19 protein-coding genes are annotated in these 22,015 nt (G+C 36.2%); 6 read left to right on the top strand and 13 right to left on the bottom strand.

What is annotated here, in order from left to right:
- Positions 1-197: 197 nt before the first annotated feature.
- On the top strand, positions 198-1,208 hold the full coding sequence (alc, locus tag NE363_RS00655) for an allantoicase (RefSeq protein ID WP_151750023.1): 1,011 nt from the start codon (positions 198-200) through the stop codon (positions 1,206-1,208).
- Entirely contained in the window at positions 1,205-1,708 is a 504-nt protein-coding gene (locus tag NE363_RS00650; RefSeq protein ID WP_445535640.1) for an ureidoglycolate lyase, read from the top strand. The genes alc and NE363_RS00650 overlap by 4 nt, the downstream gene beginning before the upstream one ends.
- A 118-nt stretch (positions 1,709-1,826) precedes the next feature.
- On the opposite strand, the gene parE is transcribed toward NE363_RS00650, so the two are convergent.
- Together parE and NE363_RS00640 are read right to left on the bottom strand one after the other, a co-directional pair.
- A complete protein-coding gene (parE, locus tag NE363_RS00645; protein ID WP_004704878.1) occupies positions 1,827-3,710 on the bottom strand; it encodes a DNA topoisomerase IV subunit B in 1,884 nt (627 codons plus the stop codon).
- A 14-nt stretch (positions 3,711-3,724) separates the two neighbouring features.
- The gene (locus NE363_RS00640; protein WP_031955550.1) at positions 3,725-4,306 is read right to left on the bottom strand and encodes a YqiA/YcfP family alpha/beta fold hydrolase; all 582 of its coding nucleotides are present in this window, start codon (positions 4,304-4,306) and stop codon (positions 3,725-3,727) included.
- A gap of 211 nt (positions 4,307-4,517) precedes the next feature.
- Here NE363_RS00640 and NE363_RS00635 point away from each other — a divergent pair, with 211 nt between their 5' ends.
- Complete coding sequence (locus tag NE363_RS00635) at positions 4,518-5,861, top strand: PGAP1-like alpha/beta domain-containing protein (RefSeq protein WP_004704875.1); 1,344 nt, start codon at positions 4,518-4,520, stop codon at positions 5,859-5,861.
- Between the two features lie 48 nt (positions 5,862-5,909).
- Here the strand turns inward: NE363_RS00635 and NE363_RS00630 are convergent, their stop codons facing one another.
- The 11 genes from NE363_RS00630 to gshA form a co-directional block, all read right to left on the bottom strand.
- A complete protein-coding gene (locus tag NE363_RS00630; protein ID WP_396520343.1) occupies positions 5,910-6,443 on the bottom strand; it encodes a hypothetical protein in 534 nt (177 codons plus the stop codon).
- A 149-nt stretch (positions 6,444-6,592) separates the two neighbouring features.
- Positions 6,593-7,237, bottom strand: a complete 645-nt coding sequence (locus NE363_RS00625) for a hypothetical protein (protein ID WP_396520345.1) — start codon at positions 7,235-7,237, stop codon at positions 6,593-6,595.
- A 130-nt stretch (positions 7,238-7,367) separates the two neighbouring features.
- Positions 7,368-7,931: a hypothetical protein gene (locus NE363_RS00620; protein WP_107972320.1), complete on the bottom strand. Its 564-nt coding sequence runs from the start codon at positions 7,929-7,931 to the stop codon at positions 7,368-7,370.
- 200 nt (positions 7,932-8,131) lie between these two features.
- Positions 8,132-8,857: an SH3 domain-containing protein gene (locus NE363_RS00615; protein WP_445535639.1), complete on the bottom strand. Its 726-nt coding sequence runs from the start codon at positions 8,855-8,857 to the stop codon at positions 8,132-8,134.
- 112 nt (positions 8,858-8,969) lie between these two features.
- The gene (locus NE363_RS00610) at positions 8,970-9,710 is read right to left on the bottom strand and encodes a lysozyme inhibitor LprI family protein (protein ID WP_445535638.1); all 741 of its coding nucleotides are present in this window, start codon (positions 9,708-9,710) and stop codon (positions 8,970-8,972) included.
- A 147-nt stretch (positions 9,711-9,857) separates the two neighbouring features.
- Entirely contained in the window at positions 9,858-10,319 is a 462-nt protein-coding gene (locus NE363_RS00605; protein WP_445535637.1) for a hypothetical protein, read from the bottom strand.
- 264 nt (positions 10,320-10,583) lie between these two features.
- Complete coding sequence (locus tag NE363_RS00600; protein WP_347913747.1) at positions 10,584-11,477, bottom strand: hypothetical protein; 894 nt, start codon at positions 11,475-11,477, stop codon at positions 10,584-10,586.
- 16 nt (positions 11,478-11,493) lie between these two features.
- The gene (locus tag NE363_RS00595) at positions 11,494-13,734 is read right to left on the bottom strand and encodes a LysM peptidoglycan-binding domain-containing protein (RefSeq protein ID WP_445535636.1); all 2,241 of its coding nucleotides are present in this window, start codon (positions 13,732-13,734) and stop codon (positions 11,494-11,496) included.
- A 2-nt stretch (positions 13,735-13,736) separates the two neighbouring features.
- Positions 13,737-17,063, bottom strand: a complete 3,327-nt coding sequence (locus tag NE363_RS00590; protein ID WP_445535635.1) for a type VI secretion system Vgr family protein — start codon at positions 17,061-17,063, stop codon at positions 13,737-13,739.
- Positions 17,064-17,229: 166 nt separating this feature from the next.
- A complete protein-coding gene (locus tag NE363_RS00585) occupies positions 17,230-17,745 on the bottom strand; it encodes a disulfide bond formation protein B (RefSeq protein ID WP_445535634.1) in 516 nt (171 codons plus the stop codon).
- Positions 17,746-17,759: 14 nt separating this feature from the next.
- Positions 17,760-19,337 carry a glutamate--cysteine ligase gene (gshA, locus tag NE363_RS00580; RefSeq protein ID WP_445535633.1) on the bottom strand — a complete coding sequence of 526 codons (1,578 nt, stop codon included), beginning with the start codon at positions 19,335-19,337 and terminating at the stop codon, positions 17,760-17,762.
- Positions 19,338-19,505: 168 nt separating this feature from the next.
- On the opposite strand from gshA, the gene NE363_RS00575 reads away from it, so the two are divergent.
- From NE363_RS00575 to NE363_RS00565, 3 genes are read left to right on the top strand one after another with little or no spacing between them, the layout of a single operon-like run.
- On the top strand, positions 19,506-20,045 hold the full coding sequence (locus tag NE363_RS00575; protein ID WP_198071901.1) for a DUF924 family protein: 540 nt from the start codon (positions 19,506-19,508) through the stop codon (positions 20,043-20,045).
- A 60-nt stretch (positions 20,046-20,105) separates the two neighbouring features.
- Positions 20,106-20,669: a CC0125/CC1285 family lipoprotein gene (locus tag NE363_RS00570; protein WP_004704850.1), complete on the top strand. Its 564-nt coding sequence runs from the start codon at positions 20,106-20,108 to the stop codon at positions 20,667-20,669.
- A gap of 13 nt (positions 20,670-20,682) precedes the next feature.
- Positions 20,683-21,993, top strand: coding sequence for a DUF445 domain-containing protein (locus NE363_RS00565; RefSeq protein WP_019458561.1), 1,311 nt, complete (start codon positions 20,683-20,685; stop codon positions 21,991-21,993).
- Positions 21,994-22,015: the final 22 nt, after the last annotated feature.

Below are 22,015 nucleotides of genomic sequence, written 5' to 3'. Positions count from 1 at the left end.
CACTCTCCTATAGATATTCACCTATAGGGTGCTTATGCTAAAAACATGCCATCGTTCAAAATTTATTTAGCTTTTCCACAAAACTGGCATGCCCCATGCTTATATATTTAAGTATAAAACTCGTCTCAACGTGCTCTGTATGTTGATAGTTTTAAATGAAAAATCATGTTTTTAACAAGAAATACGGATACCCCATTATGGCAACTCTACACGCCCCAGCTTTTGAACTTCCTGAAATTTTGAATACTAAAACCAATTTGGCAGATGTCCGAATTGGTGCACAAGTCATTGAGTGTTCAGATGATTTCTTTGCAGAAGCAAAGCGTATGCTGCAATTTGAAGCACCTATTTTTGTTGAAGATAAATTTGATGACAACGGTAAATGGATGGACGGTTGGGAAACGCGCCGTAAGCGTCACGCGGGATATGACTGGTGTATTGTGAAGCTAGGAGTGAGTGGAAAAATCACCGCACTTGATATCGACACCAGCTTTTTTACAGGAAACTATCCAGCATCTGCCTCATTAGAAGCGTGTTATGCACCAAATGGAGACCTAACCGGTGCAAAATGGGAGAATGTTCTAGAAAATACTGAGCTGGGGCCAAGTCAACATCATATTTTTATGGTCAATAATGATGCACTTTTTACCCATATACGCCTCAATATTTTCCCAGATGGCGGTGTTGCTCGTTTGCGTGTTTATGGAGATGTTCATATTCAGGTGACTGATAGTGAGCAAACGCTTGATTTATTAGCACTTGAAAATGGTGGTCGCGTAGTTGCTTATAGCGATGCGCACTTTGGACACCCACGTAATTTGATTAACCCTGGTCGTGGTATCAACATGGGCGATGGTTGGGAAACCAAACGCCGCCGCGCACCGGGTTATGACTGGTGTATTCTTGCACTGGGTAAAAGCGGAAAAATTGAGAAACTTGAAATTGATACCGCTCATTTTAAAGGGAACTTCCCTGCACAAGTATCTATACAAGCGGTTTACCTTGAAAATGCAACCGATGCACAATTAATTCCACAAAGTATGTTCTGGTCTTATTTACTTGAAGCTCAACCAATGCAAATGGATCATATTCATGAATATGTGAATGAGATTTTACAGCATGAAAAGATCTCTCATATTCGCATTAACATGATTCCAGACGGTGGTATTAGCCGTGTTCGTTTATGGGGGAAAATTGCTAAATCATGATCATGAATACTGTTCAAATTCAGCCCTTAACTATTAAAAACTTTCAGCCCTTCGGAGAAGTCATTTGTTGCGACGGGCATGATTTTTTTCATATTAATGATGCCCACACCGAGCGCTACCATGCGCTCGTTGAAACCGAAAATGAGGGCGAAGCAAAGGCAGGCATTAGTATTTTTCGTAATATTAAGACCAGTGTATTACCTCTGGAAATTTCAATGCTAGAGCGTCATCCGAAAGGCTCTCAGGCATTTATTCCATTACAGCAACAAAAGTTTTTAATTATTGTCGCGCCCGCTTTAGATGAAAACACTCCCGATATTTCCAAGCTCTGTGCTTTCGTTTCAAATGGAAAGCAAAGTATCAATTATCGGGCAGGCACATGGCATCATCCGTTGCTTACCTTTGAGGCACCCAGTGATTTTGCAGTAGTAGATCGCATCGGAAGTGGAGCAAATTGTGATGTTTTTCAGTTTCCACAATCTATAGAAATTAGGTTTTAAATAAAGAGCAATTTATACAGACTTGTCTGTTTTTAGATTGATTATATAAATACACCAAATTATCTGCCGCTAAAATAAAAATCCCCGCCTATTGAGCGGGGATTTTTTTAATTTTATTTTAAACAGTGATATCGGCTAGGTTACCCTTCTGCTCAAGCCATTGCTTACGATCTGCGGAACGTTTTTTCGCGAGCAACTTATCGAGTAAACCAGCTGTTAAATGTGCATCATCCAGATCAAGTTGTACTAAACGACGAGTGTTAGGGTCCATGGTTGTTTCGCGAAGCTGAATCGCGTTCATCTCACCCAGTCCCTTGAATCGAGTAATTTGAGGATTTTTATTGCCTTTGACATTTTTCAAAATGGTTTCAAGTTCATCATCATCGAGTGCGTAATGGACATCTTTACCAATATCGATACGGAACAATGGTGGCATTGCTACAAATAAATGACCTTCTTCCACCAAGGCAGGAAAGTGCTTAACGAATAAAGCACAAAGCAAAGTCGCAATGTGTAAACCGTCCGAGTCGGCATCGGCCAAAATACAGATTTTGCCATAGCGTAGTTCTGACAGATCATCACTACCCGGATCTACACCAATCGCAATCGCAATGTCGTGAACTTCTTGAGAAGCGAGTACTTCATCTGAAGAAACTTCCCATGTATTTAAGATTTTCCCACGAATTGGCATGATGGCCTGAAAGTTTTTATCACGCGCTTGCTTGGCACTACCGCCCGCAGAGTCACCTTCGACAATGAATAACTCACTTTCTTCACGCGTTTGACCAACACAGTCTGCCAATTTACCCGGTAAAGCTGGGCCTGAAACAATTTTTTTACGCTCGACTTTCTTGGCTGCTTTTAAACGACGACCTGCTTTAGAAATCGCCATTTCCGCAAGTTGCATAGCAATTTCAGCATGTTGGTTGAGCCAGAGCGCAAATGCATCTTTAGCAATATTTAAAACAATATTTGATGCTTCACGACTCGAAAGACGCTCTTTGGTTTGACCAGAAAATTGTGGTTCTTGAAACTTGAGCGACAAGATATAGTTCACGCCATCCCAAACATCTTCTGCCGAAAGTTTAAGATTACGCGGTAACAAGTTACGCAATTCACAGAACTCACGTAACGCCTCGGTCACGCCTGAACGTAAACCGTTCACATGCGTACCGCCTTGTGCAGTTGGAATCAAGTTGACGTAACTTTCTTGAACCTGCTCACCGCCTTCTACATTCCAGCAAATCGCAAACTCACAGGCTGCGCGGTCTGCTTGTCCACTACTTACAAATGCAGGGTTTGGCAAAATTTCGCGGTCTTGTAATTCATCCATCAAATAATCGACGAGGCCATTTTCAAACTGCCATTCGATTTTTTCATCATTAATTTGATCGATATAAATAATTTTTAAACCAGCTGCTAATACAGCTTTCGCTTTTAAATTATGTTTGAGTGCTTTTAACGCAAATTTTGGACTATCAAAATATTTAGCTTCAGGCCAGAAATGTACCGTTGTACCAGTCGCACGTTTTGGTGCTTTGCCTTCTAGCACTGCTAAAGGCGCAACAGGTTCACCTTGCTCAAAAGCCATCTGGTATAAATTACCCTGACGCTGAACCTCCACCTCAACACGTGTAGATAAAGCGTTTACAACCGAAATCCCCACACCATGCAAACCACCTGAAAACTGATAGTTATCGGTACTGAATTTACCCCCTGCGTGGAGCTTGGTTAAAATGATTTCGATACCACTTTGGCCATATTCAGGGTGAATATCGACTGGCATACCACGGCCATTATCTTCAACAGACAATGAACCATCTTTATAAACCGTGACACAGATTTTGTCGGCATGACCAGCTAATGCTTCATCGACAGCATTATCAATAACTTCTTGGGCTAAATGGTTAGGTCGAGTCGTATCGGTATACATTCCCGGACGACGACGAACAGGGTCTAAACCAGAAAGGACTTCAAGCGATTGAGCCGTATATTGTGTCACGTTGTACGTTTTCCTTATTTGATGGTGTGCGCAAAGAATTCGATCACTAAGGGTAATTTTTCTTCAAAATCTTCCATGGCATGATTGCCATGAGCATCCGTCAAAATCAATGAGGATGGTGTTGCAGCACTATAATAGCGTTGTGCTTGACGATAATCCAAAATTTCGTCGCCTTGTTGCAATAAGACGAGTATTTTGTCAGCATTTTCAGGTTGTTTCAGTTCTAGTTGTTCTAACTGTCGTAACTGAACATGATCAATTGACCATTGATCATTCACCTTATAAGGCATACTTTCAACTTGGAAGAGCTCATCAAACAGCTTCCATGGTTGCATAGCAGGGTTAATCAGTACAGCCGGAACATTATATTTCGCGACAAAATATGTCGCAAAAAACCCGCCGAGGCTACTACCTACTAACGCCACATCTTGTAAAGACTCGATTAGCTCTGAAACTTGCGCTACGACCTGATCTGGAGATCTATTTAAATCTGGCAAATGCACATTGATGCCCAATTCGCTACAATACTGCTTAAGGCTCAGCCCTTTAATCGAAGAAGAGCTGCTATTAAAGCCATGGAGGTAGATAATATTCATATATTTCCCTCTTAAATTGAGAATAAACTCACATTTTTGTTCTCAGTTTGTATATAAAAACACTATTGTCAGACAAGAAAAACGATTCAACTTACCATTCATCAGTATTTTAAAAACATGTGTTATTTAAACTACTAAGATGGAAACGTTAGCTGCCGTTGATAAAAAGTACAGCTTAAAACGTCGGTTATAACGTAAATGGGGAAAAGATATGCCGAGCTTAACACCGTTACATGAAACTTATTGTAAATGGGATCGTACGCCACCGAGTCAGGCCGACGTACTAGAAGGTTTAGCTCAACTGTTCAGCACCAGCTTAAATGGTGTACATGAATTAATACAAGTCATTAATATTGAAGTATTAAAAAATGCTTTTGGTATTAGTGCCCAAAATGCAAAAAACTTTCAAAAACGACCATTTGTGCAAAAGCTATATCAATTTTCTTATGGCGCTTTACAAAAATATGGTAGCCACTTTTTAGCGCCAAGTTTACGTCACATTATTGAAAAATATCCCACACTTCACGAAAAACCACTCACCCCGAGCCAACATTTTTTGGTGGGCATTTTAAATGGTATTTTTGGAGACTATTTACTTAAACAACATAGTCCCCTTGCCTTACCCATGGTGCTATACGACCACTACGGTGCAATACAACAAGGCGAACTTGCAGGCCGTATCGTGATTTTGGCTCATGGTCTATGTATGAACCATCTGACTTGGTCAAATGCACACTATGGTGGCATTGGTGAGCGTCTGCTCGCGCAGCGTGATCACAACACCATGCTGTATTTAAACTACAACACCGGTCGGCGCATTTCAGCCAATGGCCGTAGTTTCTCTAACTTATTAGAAGATTTGGTACAACGTAATCCAAGAATTACCAGTATTGATATCATTGGTCATAGTATGGGTGGACTGGTTTCCCGTAGCGCACTGTTTTACGGTAAACAAAATATGTACCAATGGATTCATATGGTCGAGAACCTTGTCTGTATTGGTTCCCCACATCATGGTGCAGTACTTGAGCGCTTTGGCTTTGCTATACAAGATAAGCTCGGAGCATTCCCATTTGTTGGGTTACTGGGTCAACTGGTTAATATCCGTAGTAATGGCATTTTAGACCTACGCCACGGTAGCGTTCGTGATGATGACTGGGAATATATGGATGCCCGAATTGGCATGATGGATGATAACCGCGCCCCAGCACCACTACCTTCGCATATCAATACCTTTTTAGTGGCAGGAACACTCGAGTTTGAAAAGGTACGTAATAAAGCACTTACCGTGATTGGCGATTATTTAGTGAGTGTGAAAAGCGCACTGGGTGAGCATCCAAATCCACGTTTTCAGCTTAAAGTTCCAGACTCACATAAAGCCGTGTTTTATGGTTTAAATCACTTTGAAATTCAGTATCACTCGAGTGTTGCCGAACAGATTACTCGCTGGCTATATCCTCATGTGAATGATTATGTGCAAGACGGTATTCAAACCCATATTATTGATATGCCGAACTATACGCTTGAAGATTTAGAAGGAATTGTAGAGACGTAAAAGAAGCCCAACTTTTGTTGGGCTTTTTCTAAATTGTATATTTTACAATCATTTAAATCTGTCATAAGTTTTATATTTAGAAATATTCTTAATCGATGTTTCCTTAAGTAAATATCCATTTAAGACAGATATAATATTTATATCTTCCCCTATTTTACCGCAAGACAAATTTACGTCGACAGAGTCCTCTATTTTGAATCCTTCTTTAATTTTTTTTTGATCTAATGCTCTTGAGTAAGCAAATGAATTATTAGGGTTATAAATCATAATAAGATCAGTTTTATTATTTTTCATATCAGCCCAATAGATATAATAGTCTTTAGTTTTATACTGGACATGGCTACAAGATCCAGTAGAAACCCAATTTTTATCTTTTAGATTAAATCCTATTTGTTTTACTAATTTTTTATTTTCTAGCCTAAAACTATCATCCCAGACATCAGAACATTTGACATCTGGCAGCACACTCACTTGTACTGCTGGTTTACTCCAATACGTCATACATTCTTTCACACTTTCTGCATATAAATTTATGCTATTTAATAAAAGATATATCACTACTGCTATCTTTAATAATTTCATTATTAACTTAGACCTTTATTCTAAAATTTTCAAAAAATTTACTGCTATCTTACATTTAAGCTTATCTTATATTTTAAAAATCAAATAATATTTTTGGATAGCATTCAAATTAGCTAAAACATTTTAAATCTCCACAATCAATCATTTTATTATTCACAAGCTTTCTTGATTATTTTATTAAAGTATAAACTATCACCATTTTTATCAACATCTGCCAACATTGCTACTAAATGTAGCTGTCCTTGATCATCAAAATATGATTTTTCTTGAAATGAGTTATATATAGCAACATCGATCGGAACATTATTGAATTCTTTATTTTTCAAATCAACGATCATCTTTTTATTTTTATTAAACAATTTTCTAGAGTAAATAAGATTCCGTTTAGAGTCACTTTCAACTAGGCAATTATTATTTTTATCTAAAGTAATAAACTCTTTAGTCTGATCTTCCTCTGTTTTACTTATAAAAAAGTGATATTGACATGGTGAGCCACAACTACCATAAGCATGAAAAATATTTTCATTTACTTTATCAACCTCAGGGTATCTCATGTCTCTTAAAATAAAATTAGTTTTATTATCAGCATTTTTTACGACATCACAATATTCTTGATCATGCCCTTTACATTTCAATTCAACATTAAATGTATCTTTTGCATAGATGGTCGAACCAATAATAAATCCAAAAAATGTAAGAGCCAATATAGTTAGCTTCTTAGTATTAAAAAGGTAAAATTTTATAATTTTATTTTTTAAATCTTTAAGCATGTTTATGTTTTTCTCTACAACCATGAACACTAATCTCTTAATTATCAAAAGACTCAATTTTTCATCCAGAAATTAATTCTAATACTAATTTTTAACACTTACACTAGACCTAAAAGAAAATTAGTATTTCTATCAATTAAAGGCACTAAATAAATTATTTCTTATCACCACCACAAGGATTTTTTATTTTCTTTTTAAACAATATCTTTCCATAATCATTTGCAATTAAATTAAGATCTCCAGCATTATCAAACTGAGACATTTCATTAAAATAACTGTAATAGCTAAACGTTGGTTGAGGAATATTTATTTTTTCAGTATTTAAGTTAACAATAATTTTCTTATTATTCGAAAAAAGCTTTCTTGAATAAATTAATTTCTTCTTGCTATCACTTTCAATTAAACAATTATTATTTTTATCTAAAGCAATAAGCTCTTGAGTCTGATCTTCCTTTTTTTTACTTATAAAAAAGTGATATTGACATGGTGAACCACAACTACCATGAGCATGAAAAATAGTTTCATTTACTTTATCAACTTCAGGATACCTCATGTCTCTTAAAATAAAACTAGTCTTATTATCAGAGTTTTTTACGATATCACAATACTCTTGATCATGCCCTTTACATTTCAATTCAACATTAAATGCATCTTTTGCATAGACAGTCCATGAAAGAAAAGTTAGAAGAAAAAAACTCATCTTTAAAATAATTTTCATTCGATATACTCTGTTTGAACACACAATCTCATGCTTTATCCACGACAACCACCTTCACCATTTAGGAAGTCATCTTTATCTTAGATATGCCGAACCATATGCTTGAAGGCTTAGAAGGAATTATAAATACTTAGAAATAATCCAACTTACGTTAGGCTTTTTCTAAAATCAATTATCTATCATAAAAAAAGAAAATATTATCAAATATCAACTTTCCAAGCCTTATTAGAAACTAATTTTCCATTCTTTATATTTAAAACAATATTGTAAGCTGCTGCGCCATCATCGTTAAAAGTATTTAGAATAAAAATATTATTATTTAAGTAATATATTTTAAAATCAGCAAGCTCATTCTTGCCCTCATCGATACCATCTTTAGGGAAAAAATATTGCTCGAGCTCAGCCCTACTAATTTCTATCCTGTTATCTTTTTCTTTAATAATAATTTTATCAAGTTGTAAAAAATTATTGTCAGGTAGGCTACCATCTGTACCAAAGAACTTTTTATCATTAAAATATTTATATTCACCTTTAAAAATTTTATAAAGTTTAGGATCTAAAATAGCTTTTTTTGCATACACTTCTACCATTATATTTTTATCACTATAAACAGCTTTTTCTCTAGAATATTGAGATAGCTTAATAGAATTGTAACCACTAAAATTATTTATTCTATTTTTATAGATAAATCCAGTTACACCATTGCTTGCATTAACTAAACAAAAATTATTTGTCCCTTCATCCATCACACAAGAAACAATTTCATTATTATTTAATTTGGTTGTAACTTTCGAATTTAAACTTGAATTCTCCCTTACATTCACATACCCATCTTTATCTTGAGTAAAACCAAAATTAGCATATGAAGCTTTAATAGATCCAATCATGAAAGCGGTAAAAACTATAAATTTAAGACATTTATTCATTTAAGCTAAGCTCATTATTTACTTTGAATTTCAATTTTATAATAATAGCAATATCATATTTTAAACTGATATTACTATTATCAAATACAATCAAAACCTTAATAACACATAATTACTCTTCATCATCATGACAATCATTTTTCTTGTTTTTTATATTCACATCAGCTGTATAATTAATTGCAAAATTTAAATTTATTAAATCTTCTTTTCTAAAGATTTTTGGAACTATATTCCAAACATTTTTACCGTTAGTAACGAATGCCAAATTAAATTCCGGAACTTTATTATTATTTGTATCAATTTGATATTCCGCAGAAAATCCGTCTTTTTTCTTGCCAATAATATTATATATACGTGGCTCCTTTAACCCTTGATCACAAGCTTGATATATATAAATTTTGTTTTTTAAAATTTTAATTGTACTTTCACTACAATAACATCCACCTATTTCTAACTCTTTCACAATGCCATTTGTGTATTTAAATGGTTTTATTAGGTTTCCCTCTAAACTATCAAGGTCCAAATATGACTTTTTCAAATCTTTTATTTTAAAATTATTAAAATCACTTAAACATTTATAGTTTTCACTACTTGCTTCTTTCCCATTAAATTTACATTTTAAATTTCTATCTTTCAACCAAGAGCGTTGAGTATCTACCAGATACTTAACTTCATTATTATTATCACTGATATAGCTTTTTATATCTGAATATATACTATTTAGATCATGCTCACTATTACTATATATTGTTTTCTCGTCTAACCGTTGTGGTTTATAATCTGCAGCATTTGAATAGATACTCAAACTAGAGACTAATAAAATATTAGAAAACTTAGTGAAACTATTTCTCACTATATATACCTTCAATAAAAATCAAAATTCAGACAAGTTTCTATTTTATAAAAAATTTACAACAACATCAAAAATATATTAAAGTTTCTTATTTTACCCAACCATAATTTATATATTACACTAGTATACACTAAATAGAAATAAATATTATTGCTGCAAGATCTTAATCAAATTAGTATTATTATCGTATTTTATATTCTTAATAAACTTGCATTTTCCTTTATTTTCTATCAAAAAATCAATAAACTCACCATGTGTAGGCGTATTAAATTTAACAGTAATAATATTATCTGTAGCTTGTAGTATACTAAATTTACCTATATCATCTTGTGCATTACTTAAAATATTAAAATCTATATTGCATACACCATTTAAATTACTTCTACAAGCATAATCTTTTACTAACATATTTGTTAATTGATTAGAAAAAAACCTAGAAATAGTTTTTCTATCAGCACTCTCAATAATTTTATTTCCATCTACAGGATAATTTTTATACAAGTTTGTGATTAATTTTTTTGAGTCTTTAAAACATTTCTCATCATTACTTGCATTTGTAACACTACATAAAATAGATAGAAAAATAAATGTAAATAATTTGTATTTCATAAATTATACCTAAGCTGATAGCCTATTTTACAAGAAAAAATTATAAAAAACTTCGCAACATTTTTATTTTTCATTTACATTTTTTTGAAACTAATAGGGAAAGCATTTGCTATTTAAATATCTTCCTTGTGAAAAATACTTTGATATTTATGTAACAATAAAAAATATTACTAATTTTTCAAAAGGTTCATTAAAAATTTCTCTCTGTACCCCAACTATTGGGGTACAATCAAAGTATGTATTAGTCTAATTTAAGTCCTTTTTTTATTTTAAATTTTTCTTTAAAATTTTACCATTTTTATCTCTATAACTTATTACGCCTGAACTATCAATTGAGTAGTAATCTCCTATTTTTTCCACTTTTAAATCAGGCTTTATTTTTATTAAATAAAATTCAGAACTAGAACTTTCATCTGTATCAATATATTTTTCAGCAATAGAATAAAAGCTATCTTTGAATTGAGGAAGGAATCTAAATGTATTTACATTTAACGAATCCACTTTTGTGTCATTAAGTACATTTATAAAATCAGGAGATATTTTTTCTAATTCAGAGAAAGAGTAAGCCCGATTATTAGAATTTTCAAGTTGCGTGCATTTCTTAGCTGAGTTCTTCTCTCTACATTTAGAGAAAAAATCTGAGGAAATTGGTAAATTGAGTTTTTTTATCACATTATTAGAATTATTTATATCCTTATCTAATTCAACTCTAGATTTAAAATCAAAACTTCCATTATTATATGTATAACAAGTTTTTACTGCTCTATAAGAGTTTTGATATTGATTAAAGTTACCATTTAAACAAAATGAATTACTATCAGATGAGAATTCTATAGGTTTAATATTTGACATTACACTTAATGAAGCTGGGAATGTGAAAACCTTAAGCTTTTCTAAATCAATAACTGCAAAATATAAATAGTTTTTTTCTTTAAAATTCATTAAAAACTTGTTTTTATCAAAATTTGATACTTTGTTTTTTAAAGTATTATTATAATCTTTTAATCTTTCTTTGGAACAAAAATCTACCTCATCATAGTCAATTGAGCAGTCCTTGACATCTATTTTATTGATACCCTTAGCTATAGATGTATTACTTGAGCATCCTAAAATTGATAAAACTATAAGTATAGTTGAGCTAACAGACGTATTTTTCATTTTTCCACCACTTAATCTATTTACCATCTTTATGAAATTTATGAATTTTCTCTAAAATTTCTAAAACCATTTTAGTCGACTCTGGAGAAGAAGAATTTTGTCCAGGTTTTTCATAATAAGATTTATTTCCATCGGATATCTTCCCATTTTTTAAAGGAAGGCCTTTTGGTACTGCTACTGATGCCCATTCTTGAGCAGCATCATATTGAGCATCTCTTAAACTACCGATACCCTTTCTCACAAATTGAGAAAGTTTTGTTCGTTTACTAATTAGAAATTCTCGAAATACCTGTTCTTGCATATTTGCATCATATACTTCACTTCCAGTAAAATATCCCTGTTTAATCCCTTCCTGAAGAGTATAGTAGGTCGTCTGATATTTACCTGTTGCAAATAGACGATTTTTATCATTACCATCTTTTGCTTCTGCATTATCAATAATTTGCTGAATTCTTTTGCTTGTTACGGTGCCTTTCCCAGGGTTTTTAAATGAATAGCCAACTTTATCACCTTTAACATTTTTTGTTCCAGTATTATAAGATTCATAATTACCTTCACCATGAGAGATAACACTACCCAACTGCCTAATCAGATCCTCTAAAGAACTATCATTTAGATTAGGATTTTTATTTGGGGAAACAACTATTCCGGAACATCCTAATATTTTATTAGCTTTCTCATCAGCTTTAAATAAATTTATTAGATAATCTCCATTTAACCCATCTTTACTAGTGCTAAATAACTTGTCAATTTTATATTTTTTATTAAATTCACGAACATCTAAATGAACCCATGTTTTTGCACCGTCTGAGATACGTTCTAAACCAAATTTATCTGGTGACCATCCTAGACTAGTATTTAAATACTTACCAAACCATTTTATTCTTACTTGATTCTCAAGTTCGCTCATACTAACCACTTGATTATTCTTATTATGAACTACAATATCTAAAGCACACCCCATATGATTAGTCGTTGGACGTCTATTTTTCCAATTATTATTAATACAACGATATCCTGAAGAAATTTTTACAATTTTATATCCTGCTGAGTTAGGCATTTTTTTAAAATAAAATAGCATTGCTTTAAGTGCCCAGATCAAACTTCTATGCATGCCATTATATTCTTTCGCATCTCGATAGACCTCAACGTATTGTCTCGTAGTTTTGTTATACATCTCAAATCTGAAATTACCACTTCTGCTACGACCAAAACCCGAACATTCCCCACAAGGGCATTTCATTGAATCAAAGAAAGAAGCTATTCCATATTCATCTCTGAATCTATCTAAAGCAGCTAAAACAGAACCACAAATCTTCCCAGTATCTGGAACCCCCATATAATCCCGTTGGAATTGTTTAATACATGTTGCAGTCAGTTCTGTAAATTCATCTGTTGGTAATGCTCCACCAAAACCTGCTAAGCGAATATTAACTTCTCTGATTAACTCACTTTTACCACTGGAAATACATTGAGGATTGGTTTTACAAATATTTGTAGTATTTGCTTTAGGAGTACCTCCATCTTGACTACGATCATCAACAGTCAAAATTTTAGAAACTGAACTTGCAGCTTCATTCAATGCTTTTTTAGTATCTTCATAAAGTTGATGTGCTTTTTCTGGAAGCCCATTTTCTTGTTTTGTTTGAGAAGCAGGATTAGCTGGCCTTTTTGCTGCTGGAGCTGGGGTAGTTTTTGCACTACTAGCAGTAGGTTTATTTGTAGATTGAGCTGAGTGCTTGTGCTTAGGTTTGTCTTGGTGTGAATGATTTCCAGAAGCAGGAATATGAACTGGTAATTTAATGACTTGACCAACACTGATCTTATTGGGATCGTCTATTTTATTTAAACGTTCCAGTGCTCGAACAGTCGTATGATTTTTTTGTGCTATTTCAAAAAGCGTATCACCCTTTTTAACAATATGTGTTTTTCTTTTATATTGACCATTATTACCTTGATTTGTTAATGTTTTTAAATCCAAAAGGACTTTAGGACTTGTAATTTTTACGACCATTCGGTCTTTAGACATTACAAAACTTTGTACTTTAACCATTGAACCCTTAAACATACTTTTAATATATACATCTAAAGTAGTTCCTTTATCTTGGCTGATTTCAACAATACATCCAGATGAGTTTGTTGGCCCCGCAGCAATAACTTTTCCAGTTCTCTGATTTTTTACTACATATTGTGCTTTTGAAATTGGGCTGCCAAATAAATCTAAAATTTGTATTGTAACTAATGATTTTTTATTCATTTTCAGCCCCTATCTTCAGTATTATTATCGATTTCAGAGTTACTACCATTTATGCTCTGATCTTCTAAAAAATCATCTTCATCAAAGCTATCAATTAATAGTCCCCATTCATCATCAGAACCAATTAAAACTTGAACATTTGTTGGATCAGCACTACTGATTTTTCCTGTACGCCCATGCTCATCTACAGCCCCTGAAGTAAATGAATTTGTCTCTGGAATGAACGCTTTATAGCTAAGCTTACTAAAGTCACTTTCCCAAAATAGATCATATATATCTAAACGATTACTAAAACTTGGTGTATTAGGCATCTGAGGAACTTCATAAGAAACCTTAGCCCCACCCGTAAACAAATGCTGCCCAGCTTTACTTTCAAACTTACCACCTGTTGTTGAAAACACGCCATTGGCATTAATTTTGAGCTGTGAACCACCAGCAGTTAATACAATTTCTTTTGGACTCGTAAGCTCGATTTTATCTTCAGTAGAAATGAGCTTGATGACCTTCTTCGCAATTGCTTCAATAGCATCGTCTTGTGCTTGCAGTTCGAGTTTTCCTTTTGCTGCATAAGCACGCAAACCCTTTTGCGCGGCAAACAAACTAATTTTGTCTTGTGCATGCCCAATAATATTTTTCTGTGCACTCAAATTAATTGAACCGCTGGCACTTTCAGCAATATCTTGCGACGCTTGTAGAATAATATTTTCAGGTGTCGTCAAGGCAATGCCATTTGGCGATGCTAATAGCATTAAGGCTTGTCTAAAGATTTTGCCTTGTTCTTGCTGTTTAGTATCGGAACTGCTTTCTAAACCTTGGGTATAACCCTCCATAAAGCCTTGTAAAGAACTCAATGCTTTAGAAGGTGATACTTCCAATTTACTGCCTTTACTAAAAGTTCCGCATACACTCATCATGTCAAAATCTTTAGTCTCGACATTCGCTAAGACTTTTCCGACCTCTTTAATACTCTCAAATGGATTTTTATGAATGCGGTCTTTAATGCTGGCAAGTTTACCTTTAACGATGTCGGCACCATGTTCTTCAACGTTTTCGATGAACGCTTTTAAATTTTCTACCGCATCTTTGGCATCGGTAAAGAAAGCATTAAATTCATCTACAACGCCTTTTGCATTTCCACCTAGTGCACCAATGTCTTGAATAAAGCCGCCACAGTCTTTTAAAGCGTGAATAGGGTCGTTATTAATCCCTTCTTTAAATAAGTTCACCGTACTATTTAATGCCTGACCTGTGGTTTTTAGCTCAAGCGACTGGATGAATTTAGGTAAGCGATTAATCACATTCAAAGCATCAGTTTGTTGCTTGGCTGCAACTTCACTGAGCATTTTCATGCTTTCATAACCTTGTGAAAGTAAAGATTGTGCTTGTGCTGCCTCTAAATGGTCTGCAATCGCCTGCTCTTGTGCATAGGTACTAATGAGCATGCCTTTACCCGCACGCACAGCTCCCCAAGCATCTGTTCTCAGTTCAAAACCTTCACCACGGCCTTGGCTCGTCTCTTGTTCTTTCGGGTGGCTTAAATTACCTAAATTTAGCTGTGTTGCCGCATGACTACTTTGGAGTTGGGTACTGATTTGTCCAGTTGTGTCATCAAAGCGTAATTGGTTGAAGCCATTTCCATTGATTTCCTGGCTTCGAATCCCGCTCAGTTTTTTAGTTGCAGGAAGCTGACCTTTTACATCGAACTTGGTGGGTGAGCGCTGCGCTTCATGGATGCGCCCAGTCACAAATGGACGGTCAATATTGCCGTCAAAGAAATCAATGACAACCACTTCACCAATACGTGGCAAGAAACGTGCGCCATAGCCTTCTCCTGCCCAAGGAGTCAGTACGTCCACCCAAGCCGAGTCGGTATCGTTATCATTGCTACCTGCGCCACCATCATGGCCATGATCATCACTACGGGTAAATAGAAAACGTACCTTAATACGTCCCCATTCATCGACATGGATGGTTTCTCCTTGTGGCCCCACGACTTTCGCTCTTTGTGGGTAGGCAATTGGGCGATGCTGCTCTGGATTATATTCAGGCGCAGTTTTGATTTGACGGCGTATTAGGGTCAGCTCATTACCTTGACGCTCTATATCATCATAACCATGTTGATCCCAACGACTTTGGGTTAATAACTGGCTAACTTGATGATGTAAATCTTTAGGTAAGTTATTTTGGTTATAAAAGTTTTTAGCAATGATCAAGAACTCTTGATCTGCCCCTTCATGCTGATCAATTTCAGGGTGTTCGCGTAGATTAAACCAATAGCCGACTTGGCTATCGCGGACACTACTATAGGCTTTAAAGTATTTGGCCCGACTCGCATGCATTTCGGTGAAGTGTTGATTTAATTTTTCTAACTGACTACCACCCGAAGCGGTTGCCTGATCTTCCCCTTTTAAATCTTGCATCCAAGCAGGACTTACGTGCCATGCTTGCTCAAGACTTAAAGTGGCTGAGTCAAAGCTGTCTGAATGTGTATGCGTGGTAACAACCGAACCATTACCCTCTTCTTGTGCAAGGGCATCGGGTTGCCAGCGCTGCACATGTACCGCTGTCGGTTGCAAACTCCGTACCGCAACAAAACCAGTAATGCTATCTTGATATTCAGTTGCGCTACTTCTGTGATAGCGAATACTACGACGTTCTAAAGCCTGATACTGGCTATTGTCATCAATTAATCGTAGCTTTTGAGCTTGTATTGGTGCAGTAAAATGAGGGACAAAAAGCTCTGATTCATCAATAAGCCAACTAATGCCTTCACTTCGCCATAAGCGCGTAAGGAAGTCATAGTCAGACTCATTGTGCTGCATGGTGAAAGGTCGAATATCATAGTTTTGACTTAACCCACTCAAGTCAAGACTTAAACTCGCAGCAAATAGTGGACTTTTTTCTTGCCACTCTTTAAATAGAACTTCGGTAATTTCTACGATACTTTTATTCATAAAAACACGACTATTACGGCGTTTGTGCCATAAATTTGTCGCATCTTCTATAGTCAGCTTATAAAGCGTTAAAGCACCATCACTTTGTCCATAACTGGCTTCGGTCACAATACCTGTTGTTCGGAACAATTGTCCCGAATCTGTGACCTGATCAACAGCGACTTGAACACCAATAAATTGCTTCAATGCAATTTGGGCATTGGTTGAAAGGCAAATCAACTCTGCCATTAGGCCACCATTCAGCTGATGTTGGCCTTCTATACGTTGTAAGAATATTTGGTTATTGAGTAGTTCATTAGAGAACTGTACGTGAATAGCACGTTTCTGAGCATTTAGCCCTATTTTTTCCAAGACACTAAATATATTAAAAAGCATTTTTTATAATCGTAAGGATATATAAACGGGTGCACTTTATAAAAAACAGAACTATCTGTCTATAAAATTATGCGCTATTTTTATCAATTTTTCTTATATTCTCACTTATTCTAAAGTGATTAAAAAAAGCCCAACTTGAGTTGGGCTTTTTTTAATCATATTAAACTTAGTTTTTAGCCGTCTTAAATACTGGATAAAAACGGAATAATTGCCATAAACAAACCAGTAATAGCAAAACAAAATACACTAATGACCACATTGGTAAAGACTGGCCTAAAAAGGTCCAATCAATAGCAGCACATTCACCTGAACCAGAAAGCACTTCTTGTAAAACAGCTTTCATCGGTAAAGCATCAATCAGGTAATTTAAACCCGGTCCACAACTTGGTACTTGGTCTGGTGGTAAATGTTGTATCCAGACATGACGGCCTGCCACGCCTACAGACCATAAAATTGCAATGCCTGCTAAAAATGCGTAGAAGCGTTTAATCGCATTGGAAACTGGGTTATGCAAAAATGCGATGAGTGCCACAAAACCCATTGCCATTAAGCCAACACGTTGAAAAATACAGAGCGGACATGGCTCTAAACCTTTTACATGTTCCAAATATAACGCAAAAGACATGCCGACAATGCTTGCCAGTACAAGCAGTCCACTCACCAAACGGTAACTTAATCGCATGTAAAACCTCGTTTTTATCTATATTGTTCAAGATACTGATCAAAGCTGATCTGACTATCTTGTTCAAGTTGTTCTTGCTGCTGTAAAGATTGTGCAGCCAATTGTTCAAAATATTGTAAAGTCTCTGCACTGATTTCATGCTTTTCATAACTTTCAGCATGCATCTGTGCCATATGACTGCCAAAGCTCCAAGTTCCACCATGCTTTAACGTGTCATCAATCACATGTGCAGATAATGTTTCATCTACTTCATCAATGCGTTCTTGCATTACGGTCAAAGCCGAGCTGTACAGATTTGTCACATAGGTCTGATCGAGTAACTTGGCACAAGCCTGCATATTTGAAATATGCTGACGTGCCCAGTCCTCAATATGGTAAGACCCGTTTAAATCAGTAATGGTTGCGTTTGGCGCTCGACCACGGTTAACCACTTCTGTCTGGTTCTTCTCAATCAAATCTTGCTCAGCACATAACAATTCAGGGCTATCACTGAGTAAGCAATAAAGCGCCAATGCCTCAAGGAAACCAGCCGTTGTTTCATTTACACCAATTGGTGAATATGGATTTACATCTACTGCACGGAGTTCAACATAACCCACGCCTCGATTTTGCAAGGCTTGAGATGGTGTTTCACCCGCATGCGGTACCTGTTTTGGACGCACGAGACTGTAATATTCATTCTCGATTTGTAAAACATGGTCATTAATTTGCAACGGTTCACCAGAAGCATCATTTAACCCTAAACGGCTAAATGGCGGGTAAGGAGAATGTACTGCTTTTTGTAAACCAGCCAGATAACCAGATAGGTTGTTGTAGTGAATACCTAAACTTTTTTGTGCCGAGTTTTGGTAGCCTAAACGTCCCATACGGAGTGCTGTAGCATACGGTAAATAATATGATCCTTTGATTAAAGGCAATAAATGATGTTGATGTCCGGTCAAAAAACAACGACAAACCGAAGGACTTGCCCCGACTAAGAACATTACCAGTGGTGTTAAACGAATAAAGTTACGAATAAGTCCAAAATAACGGTGACTACGATAATCTTGCAGACTGAGTGATTTTAATTTTTCGTCAGTTTCATGTGCCTGCAAAGCAGAAAAAAGAGAATCTGGAAAAGATAAATTATAGTGTACACCCGAAATCGTCTGCATACGGCGACCATAACGGATCCCCAAACCACGGCGATAAAGCGTCTTGAAGCGACCAATATTAGAAGTACCGTATTGAGCTAAACGAATACGCTCTTCGTTGTCATCTAGCATACATGGCATAGACAACGGCCAGAGCTTTTCACCATTTTCTAAATGACGGTGTACAACCGCATGAATATCGGTGAGTTCATGCAAGGCATCACCAATCGTTGGCTGTGGTGAAGTAATAAACTCCATCAACGCTTCTGAATAATCAGTCGTAATTTTTGGATGTGTTAAAGCTGAACCTAATGCCTTTGGATGTAAGTCTTGTGATAAGAACCCATTACTTTGCATACGTAGGCTTTCACGTTCTATTCCACGTAACATGCCTTGTAGTAGCGACGAATCCACCCAAGCAGGAATAACTGATTGAGATGGTGTAGTGGGTTGACTCATGCATTTGCTCGCTTATAAAAGATCACTATATACAAAATCGTGACATGATATGGATGTTGATATGATCACATCATTTCAGTTTGGCAATTTTTATCACAATCTTGTTATTTAAGACACGAAAGAATTGTGATTTTATTGAAGAATAATTGCTAAAGAGTTGTCAATATCATGAACGATCAAGACATTTTAAACTTCTGGTTTTCACCTGAACACCGTTCACTTTGGTTTGCAAAAAGTGATGATTTTGACAAAAAAATCCGTGATCAATTTGCAGACATTCATCATCAGGCGACTCAAGCAGAACTTTGGTCTTGGCGAAAAACAGCAGAAGGTCGTCTTGCAGAGATTATTGTGCTAGATCAGTTTTCTCGCAACATTTATCGTGATCAACCTGAATCTTTTGCTTATGACAGCCTCGCTTTAGCTTTGTCACAAGAAGCAATTAGCTTGCAACTCGATGCACAGCTTAATCCTGACCAACGCTCATTTTTGTATATGCCATTTATGCATAGTGAATCAAAATTGATCCATGAGTTTGCTTTAAAGTTATTTCAACGCCTCGGCAATGAAATTAATTTAAGCTTTGAGAAAAAGCATAAAGTGATTATTGATCGCTTTGGACGTTATCCTCATCGCAATGCCATCCTCGGACGTGTTTCGACACCAGAGGAAACCGAATTTTTATTAGAACCGAACAGCAGTTTTTAAGACTGCTCTATTTTTTAATGCTGAGTTATCCATTCTTCCATGCTCAGCTGGGAGTTCACCATGAAATATCTCTCTCTTTGTTTAGCTTTAGGCACTGCCTTAACTCTAGGTGCTTGTTCTACCATACCTAGCAAACCAAAAACTTTCGATCAACTTGGCCAGTTTTCAGCCTATCCGTTAAATGCACAAACGTTCCGAATCAGCTTCCAAGCTGACTCAAACATGAGCTATGGAACAGCTGAAGAAATTACCTTGGTGAAATCAGCACAAACGACTGTACAAAAAGGCTTCCGCTTTTTTAAAGTACAAAATGACCCAAGTAATCAAAGCCAAAAACCACCTCGTCAGGCTGTGGTTTATCCAGCTGCACCGAGTTTTTATCCGTATGGTTATGGCCGTCGTTATCCGGGTTTCTGGCATGACCCGTTCTATGATTTCCCACAAGTGGTCAATATCGACCCTGTTCAAGTATCGTATACTATTGAATGTTATCGGGATCAAAAGCAGGCTCCGCAGGACGCTTTTGATGCAACGTTAATTCTCAAATCAATCGGACAAAAATATGGCTTAAGTCCGACAGGAGAATTGCTGCCACCGCCTGAGCCGCCAGTAAAACAAAAATGAATAGGATGACCGTATGAATATGGCAGAAGAAGTACACCATGCACCCAATCTGAAGCGCAGCAAATACTTTGCGACGATGGCGCTGGTTATTGTTGTAGTGTTGTGGATTGGCTTATTGGTTGCCAATCGCTTTTTGCCAGAGTACACCAACTTAATTCATATTTTAATGTTAGGTGCGGAAGCTGGCGTAGTCGGTGGACTTGCAGACTGGTATGCCATTACCGTTCTGTTTCGAAACCCATTTGGTAAGCTTCCTATCCCTAAATTTTTGCGCGATCATACCGAAATTATTCCGCGCAATAAGGCTCGTATTGCAGAGTCAATGGGCCGATTTGTGCAGGAAAACTTCCTGTCACCTCAAGTGGTTGAACGAAGCTTAGAAAAAACCGACCTAAGTCTTGCCATTGGTCAATGGCTAGCAAGCCCACAAAACAACACACAAGTGGTACAGCTCATTCAACAAACGGTACCGAAAATTTTTGAATTTGTGAGCCAAGAGCAAATTGCCAATTTTGTGCAAAACAACAGCGTGCAATGGGTACGCAATACACAAGTCAATAAACTTGCCAGCGAAATGTTACGTGCAGTCTTGGAAAATGACTTCCACCAAGACGTATTGCAGCGTGGTCTCGATATCGCGCATGAGTGGGTCGTACAGAACCCTGATAAAACTCGTGAATTGACCCGAAAAATGTTTAAAGCGCTGGGAGTCTGGTCACTGGCAAAGGGTGCAAGCTGGATTGGTATTGATGTTCAGCAGCGCACGATCGACTCACTGATTGAAAAAGTAGAATCAATGCTGGCCGACCCAGAACACCCATGGCGTCAGGAAATTGAAACTGTTGCTCACTCTCTCATGCTTGAGCTGGCAAAACCAGATAGTGTTGCGAGCCAACGTCTAAATAGCGGTAAAGATGCACTGTTAGATAGTCCTCAAGTCCTGAACTTCATTAGCGGTGCTGTCACAATTTTATGTGATGCCATTAAAGAAGATTTAATGAAAGAAGACTCTGGCATTGCAATGAACCTACGTGCAGCAATCCAGCAACTCGGTGAAAACCTTGTTCAAAATACCAAAGTACGTGAAGTTCTCAACAAAGAAATGACAGGGCTTGCACTGACTTTTACCGATCAGTATAGCCATAAAATCATACGCTATGTGAGTGAACGCATTCATGAATGGGACTCACGTGAAATGATTGGAAAAATTGAAAATGAAGTCGGTGGCGACTTACACATGATTCGCGTAAACGGCGTTGTAGTTGGCGCATTTATCGGTTTAACTCTAGGTGTAATCCGCGCAGCGATTGAATCGATTTTATAACCCTAATCATTTCTTTAAGAGA

It is taken from the genome of Acinetobacter sp. G18 (assembly GCF_052660225.1).
Note: the sequence above shows the minus strand (reverse complement) of the source record. Positions and strands in the feature narration are given on the sequence as shown.

What these genes read in the sequence shown, in the direction of transcription:
- alc (WP_151750023.1), top strand. Translation starts at nt 198, where the DNA reads ATGGCAACTCTACACGCCCCAGCTTTTGAACTTCCTGAAATTTTGAAT.
- NE363_RS00615 (WP_445535639.1), bottom strand. Translation starts at nt 8,857, where the DNA reads ATGAATAAATGTCTTAAATTTATAGTTTTTACCGCTTTCATGATTGGA.
- NE363_RS00605 (WP_445535637.1), bottom strand. Translation starts at nt 10,319, where the DNA reads ATGAAATACAAATTATTTACATTTATTTTTCTATCTATTTTATGTAGT.
- NE363_RS00640 (WP_031955550.1), bottom strand. Translation starts at nt 4,306, where the DNA reads ATGAATATTATCTACCTCCATGGCTTTAATAGCAGCTCTTCTTCGATT.
- NE363_RS00590 (WP_445535635.1), bottom strand. Translation starts at nt 17,063, where the DNA reads ATGCTTTTTAATATATTTAGTGTCTTGGAAAAAATAGGGCTAAATGCT.
- NE363_RS00635 (WP_004704875.1), top strand. Translation starts at nt 4,518, where the DNA reads ATGCCGAGCTTAACACCGTTACATGAAACTTATTGTAAATGGGATCGT.
- NE363_RS00620 (WP_107972320.1), bottom strand. Translation starts at nt 7,931, where the DNA reads ATGAAAATTATTTTAAAGATGAGTTTTTTTCTTCTAACTTTTCTTTCA.
- NE363_RS00630 (WP_396520343.1), bottom strand. Translation starts at nt 6,443, where the DNA reads ATGAAATTATTAAAGATAGCAGTAGTGATATATCTTTTATTAAATAGC.
- NE363_RS00625 (WP_396520345.1), bottom strand. Translation starts at nt 7,237, where the DNA reads ATGGTTGTAGAGAAAAACATAAACATGCTTAAAGATTTAAAAAATAAA.
- NE363_RS00595 (WP_445535636.1), bottom strand. Translation starts at nt 13,734, where the DNA reads ATGAATAAAAAATCATTAGTTACAATACAAATTTTAGATTTATTTGGC.
- NE363_RS00600 (WP_347913747.1), bottom strand. Translation starts at nt 11,477, where the DNA reads ATGAAAAATACGTCTGTTAGCTCAACTATACTTATAGTTTTATCAATT.
- NE363_RS00565 (WP_019458561.1), top strand. Translation starts at nt 20,683, where the DNA reads ATGAATATGGCAGAAGAAGTACACCATGCACCCAATCTGAAGCGCAGC.
- NE363_RS00575 (WP_198071901.1), top strand. Translation starts at nt 19,506, where the DNA reads ATGAACGATCAAGACATTTTAAACTTCTGGTTTTCACCTGAACACCGT.
- NE363_RS00570 (WP_004704850.1), top strand. Translation starts at nt 20,106, where the DNA reads ATGAAATATCTCTCTCTTTGTTTAGCTTTAGGCACTGCCTTAACTCTA.
- NE363_RS00585 (WP_445535634.1), bottom strand. Translation starts at nt 17,745, where the DNA reads ATGCGATTAAGTTACCGTTTGGTGAGTGGACTGCTTGTACTGGCAAGC.
- gshA (WP_445535633.1), bottom strand. Translation starts at nt 19,337, where the DNA reads ATGAGTCAACCCACTACACCATCTCAATCAGTTATTCCTGCTTGGGTG.
- NE363_RS00650 (WP_445535640.1), top strand. Translation starts at nt 1,205, where the DNA reads ATGATCATGAATACTGTTCAAATTCAGCCCTTAACTATTAAAAACTTT.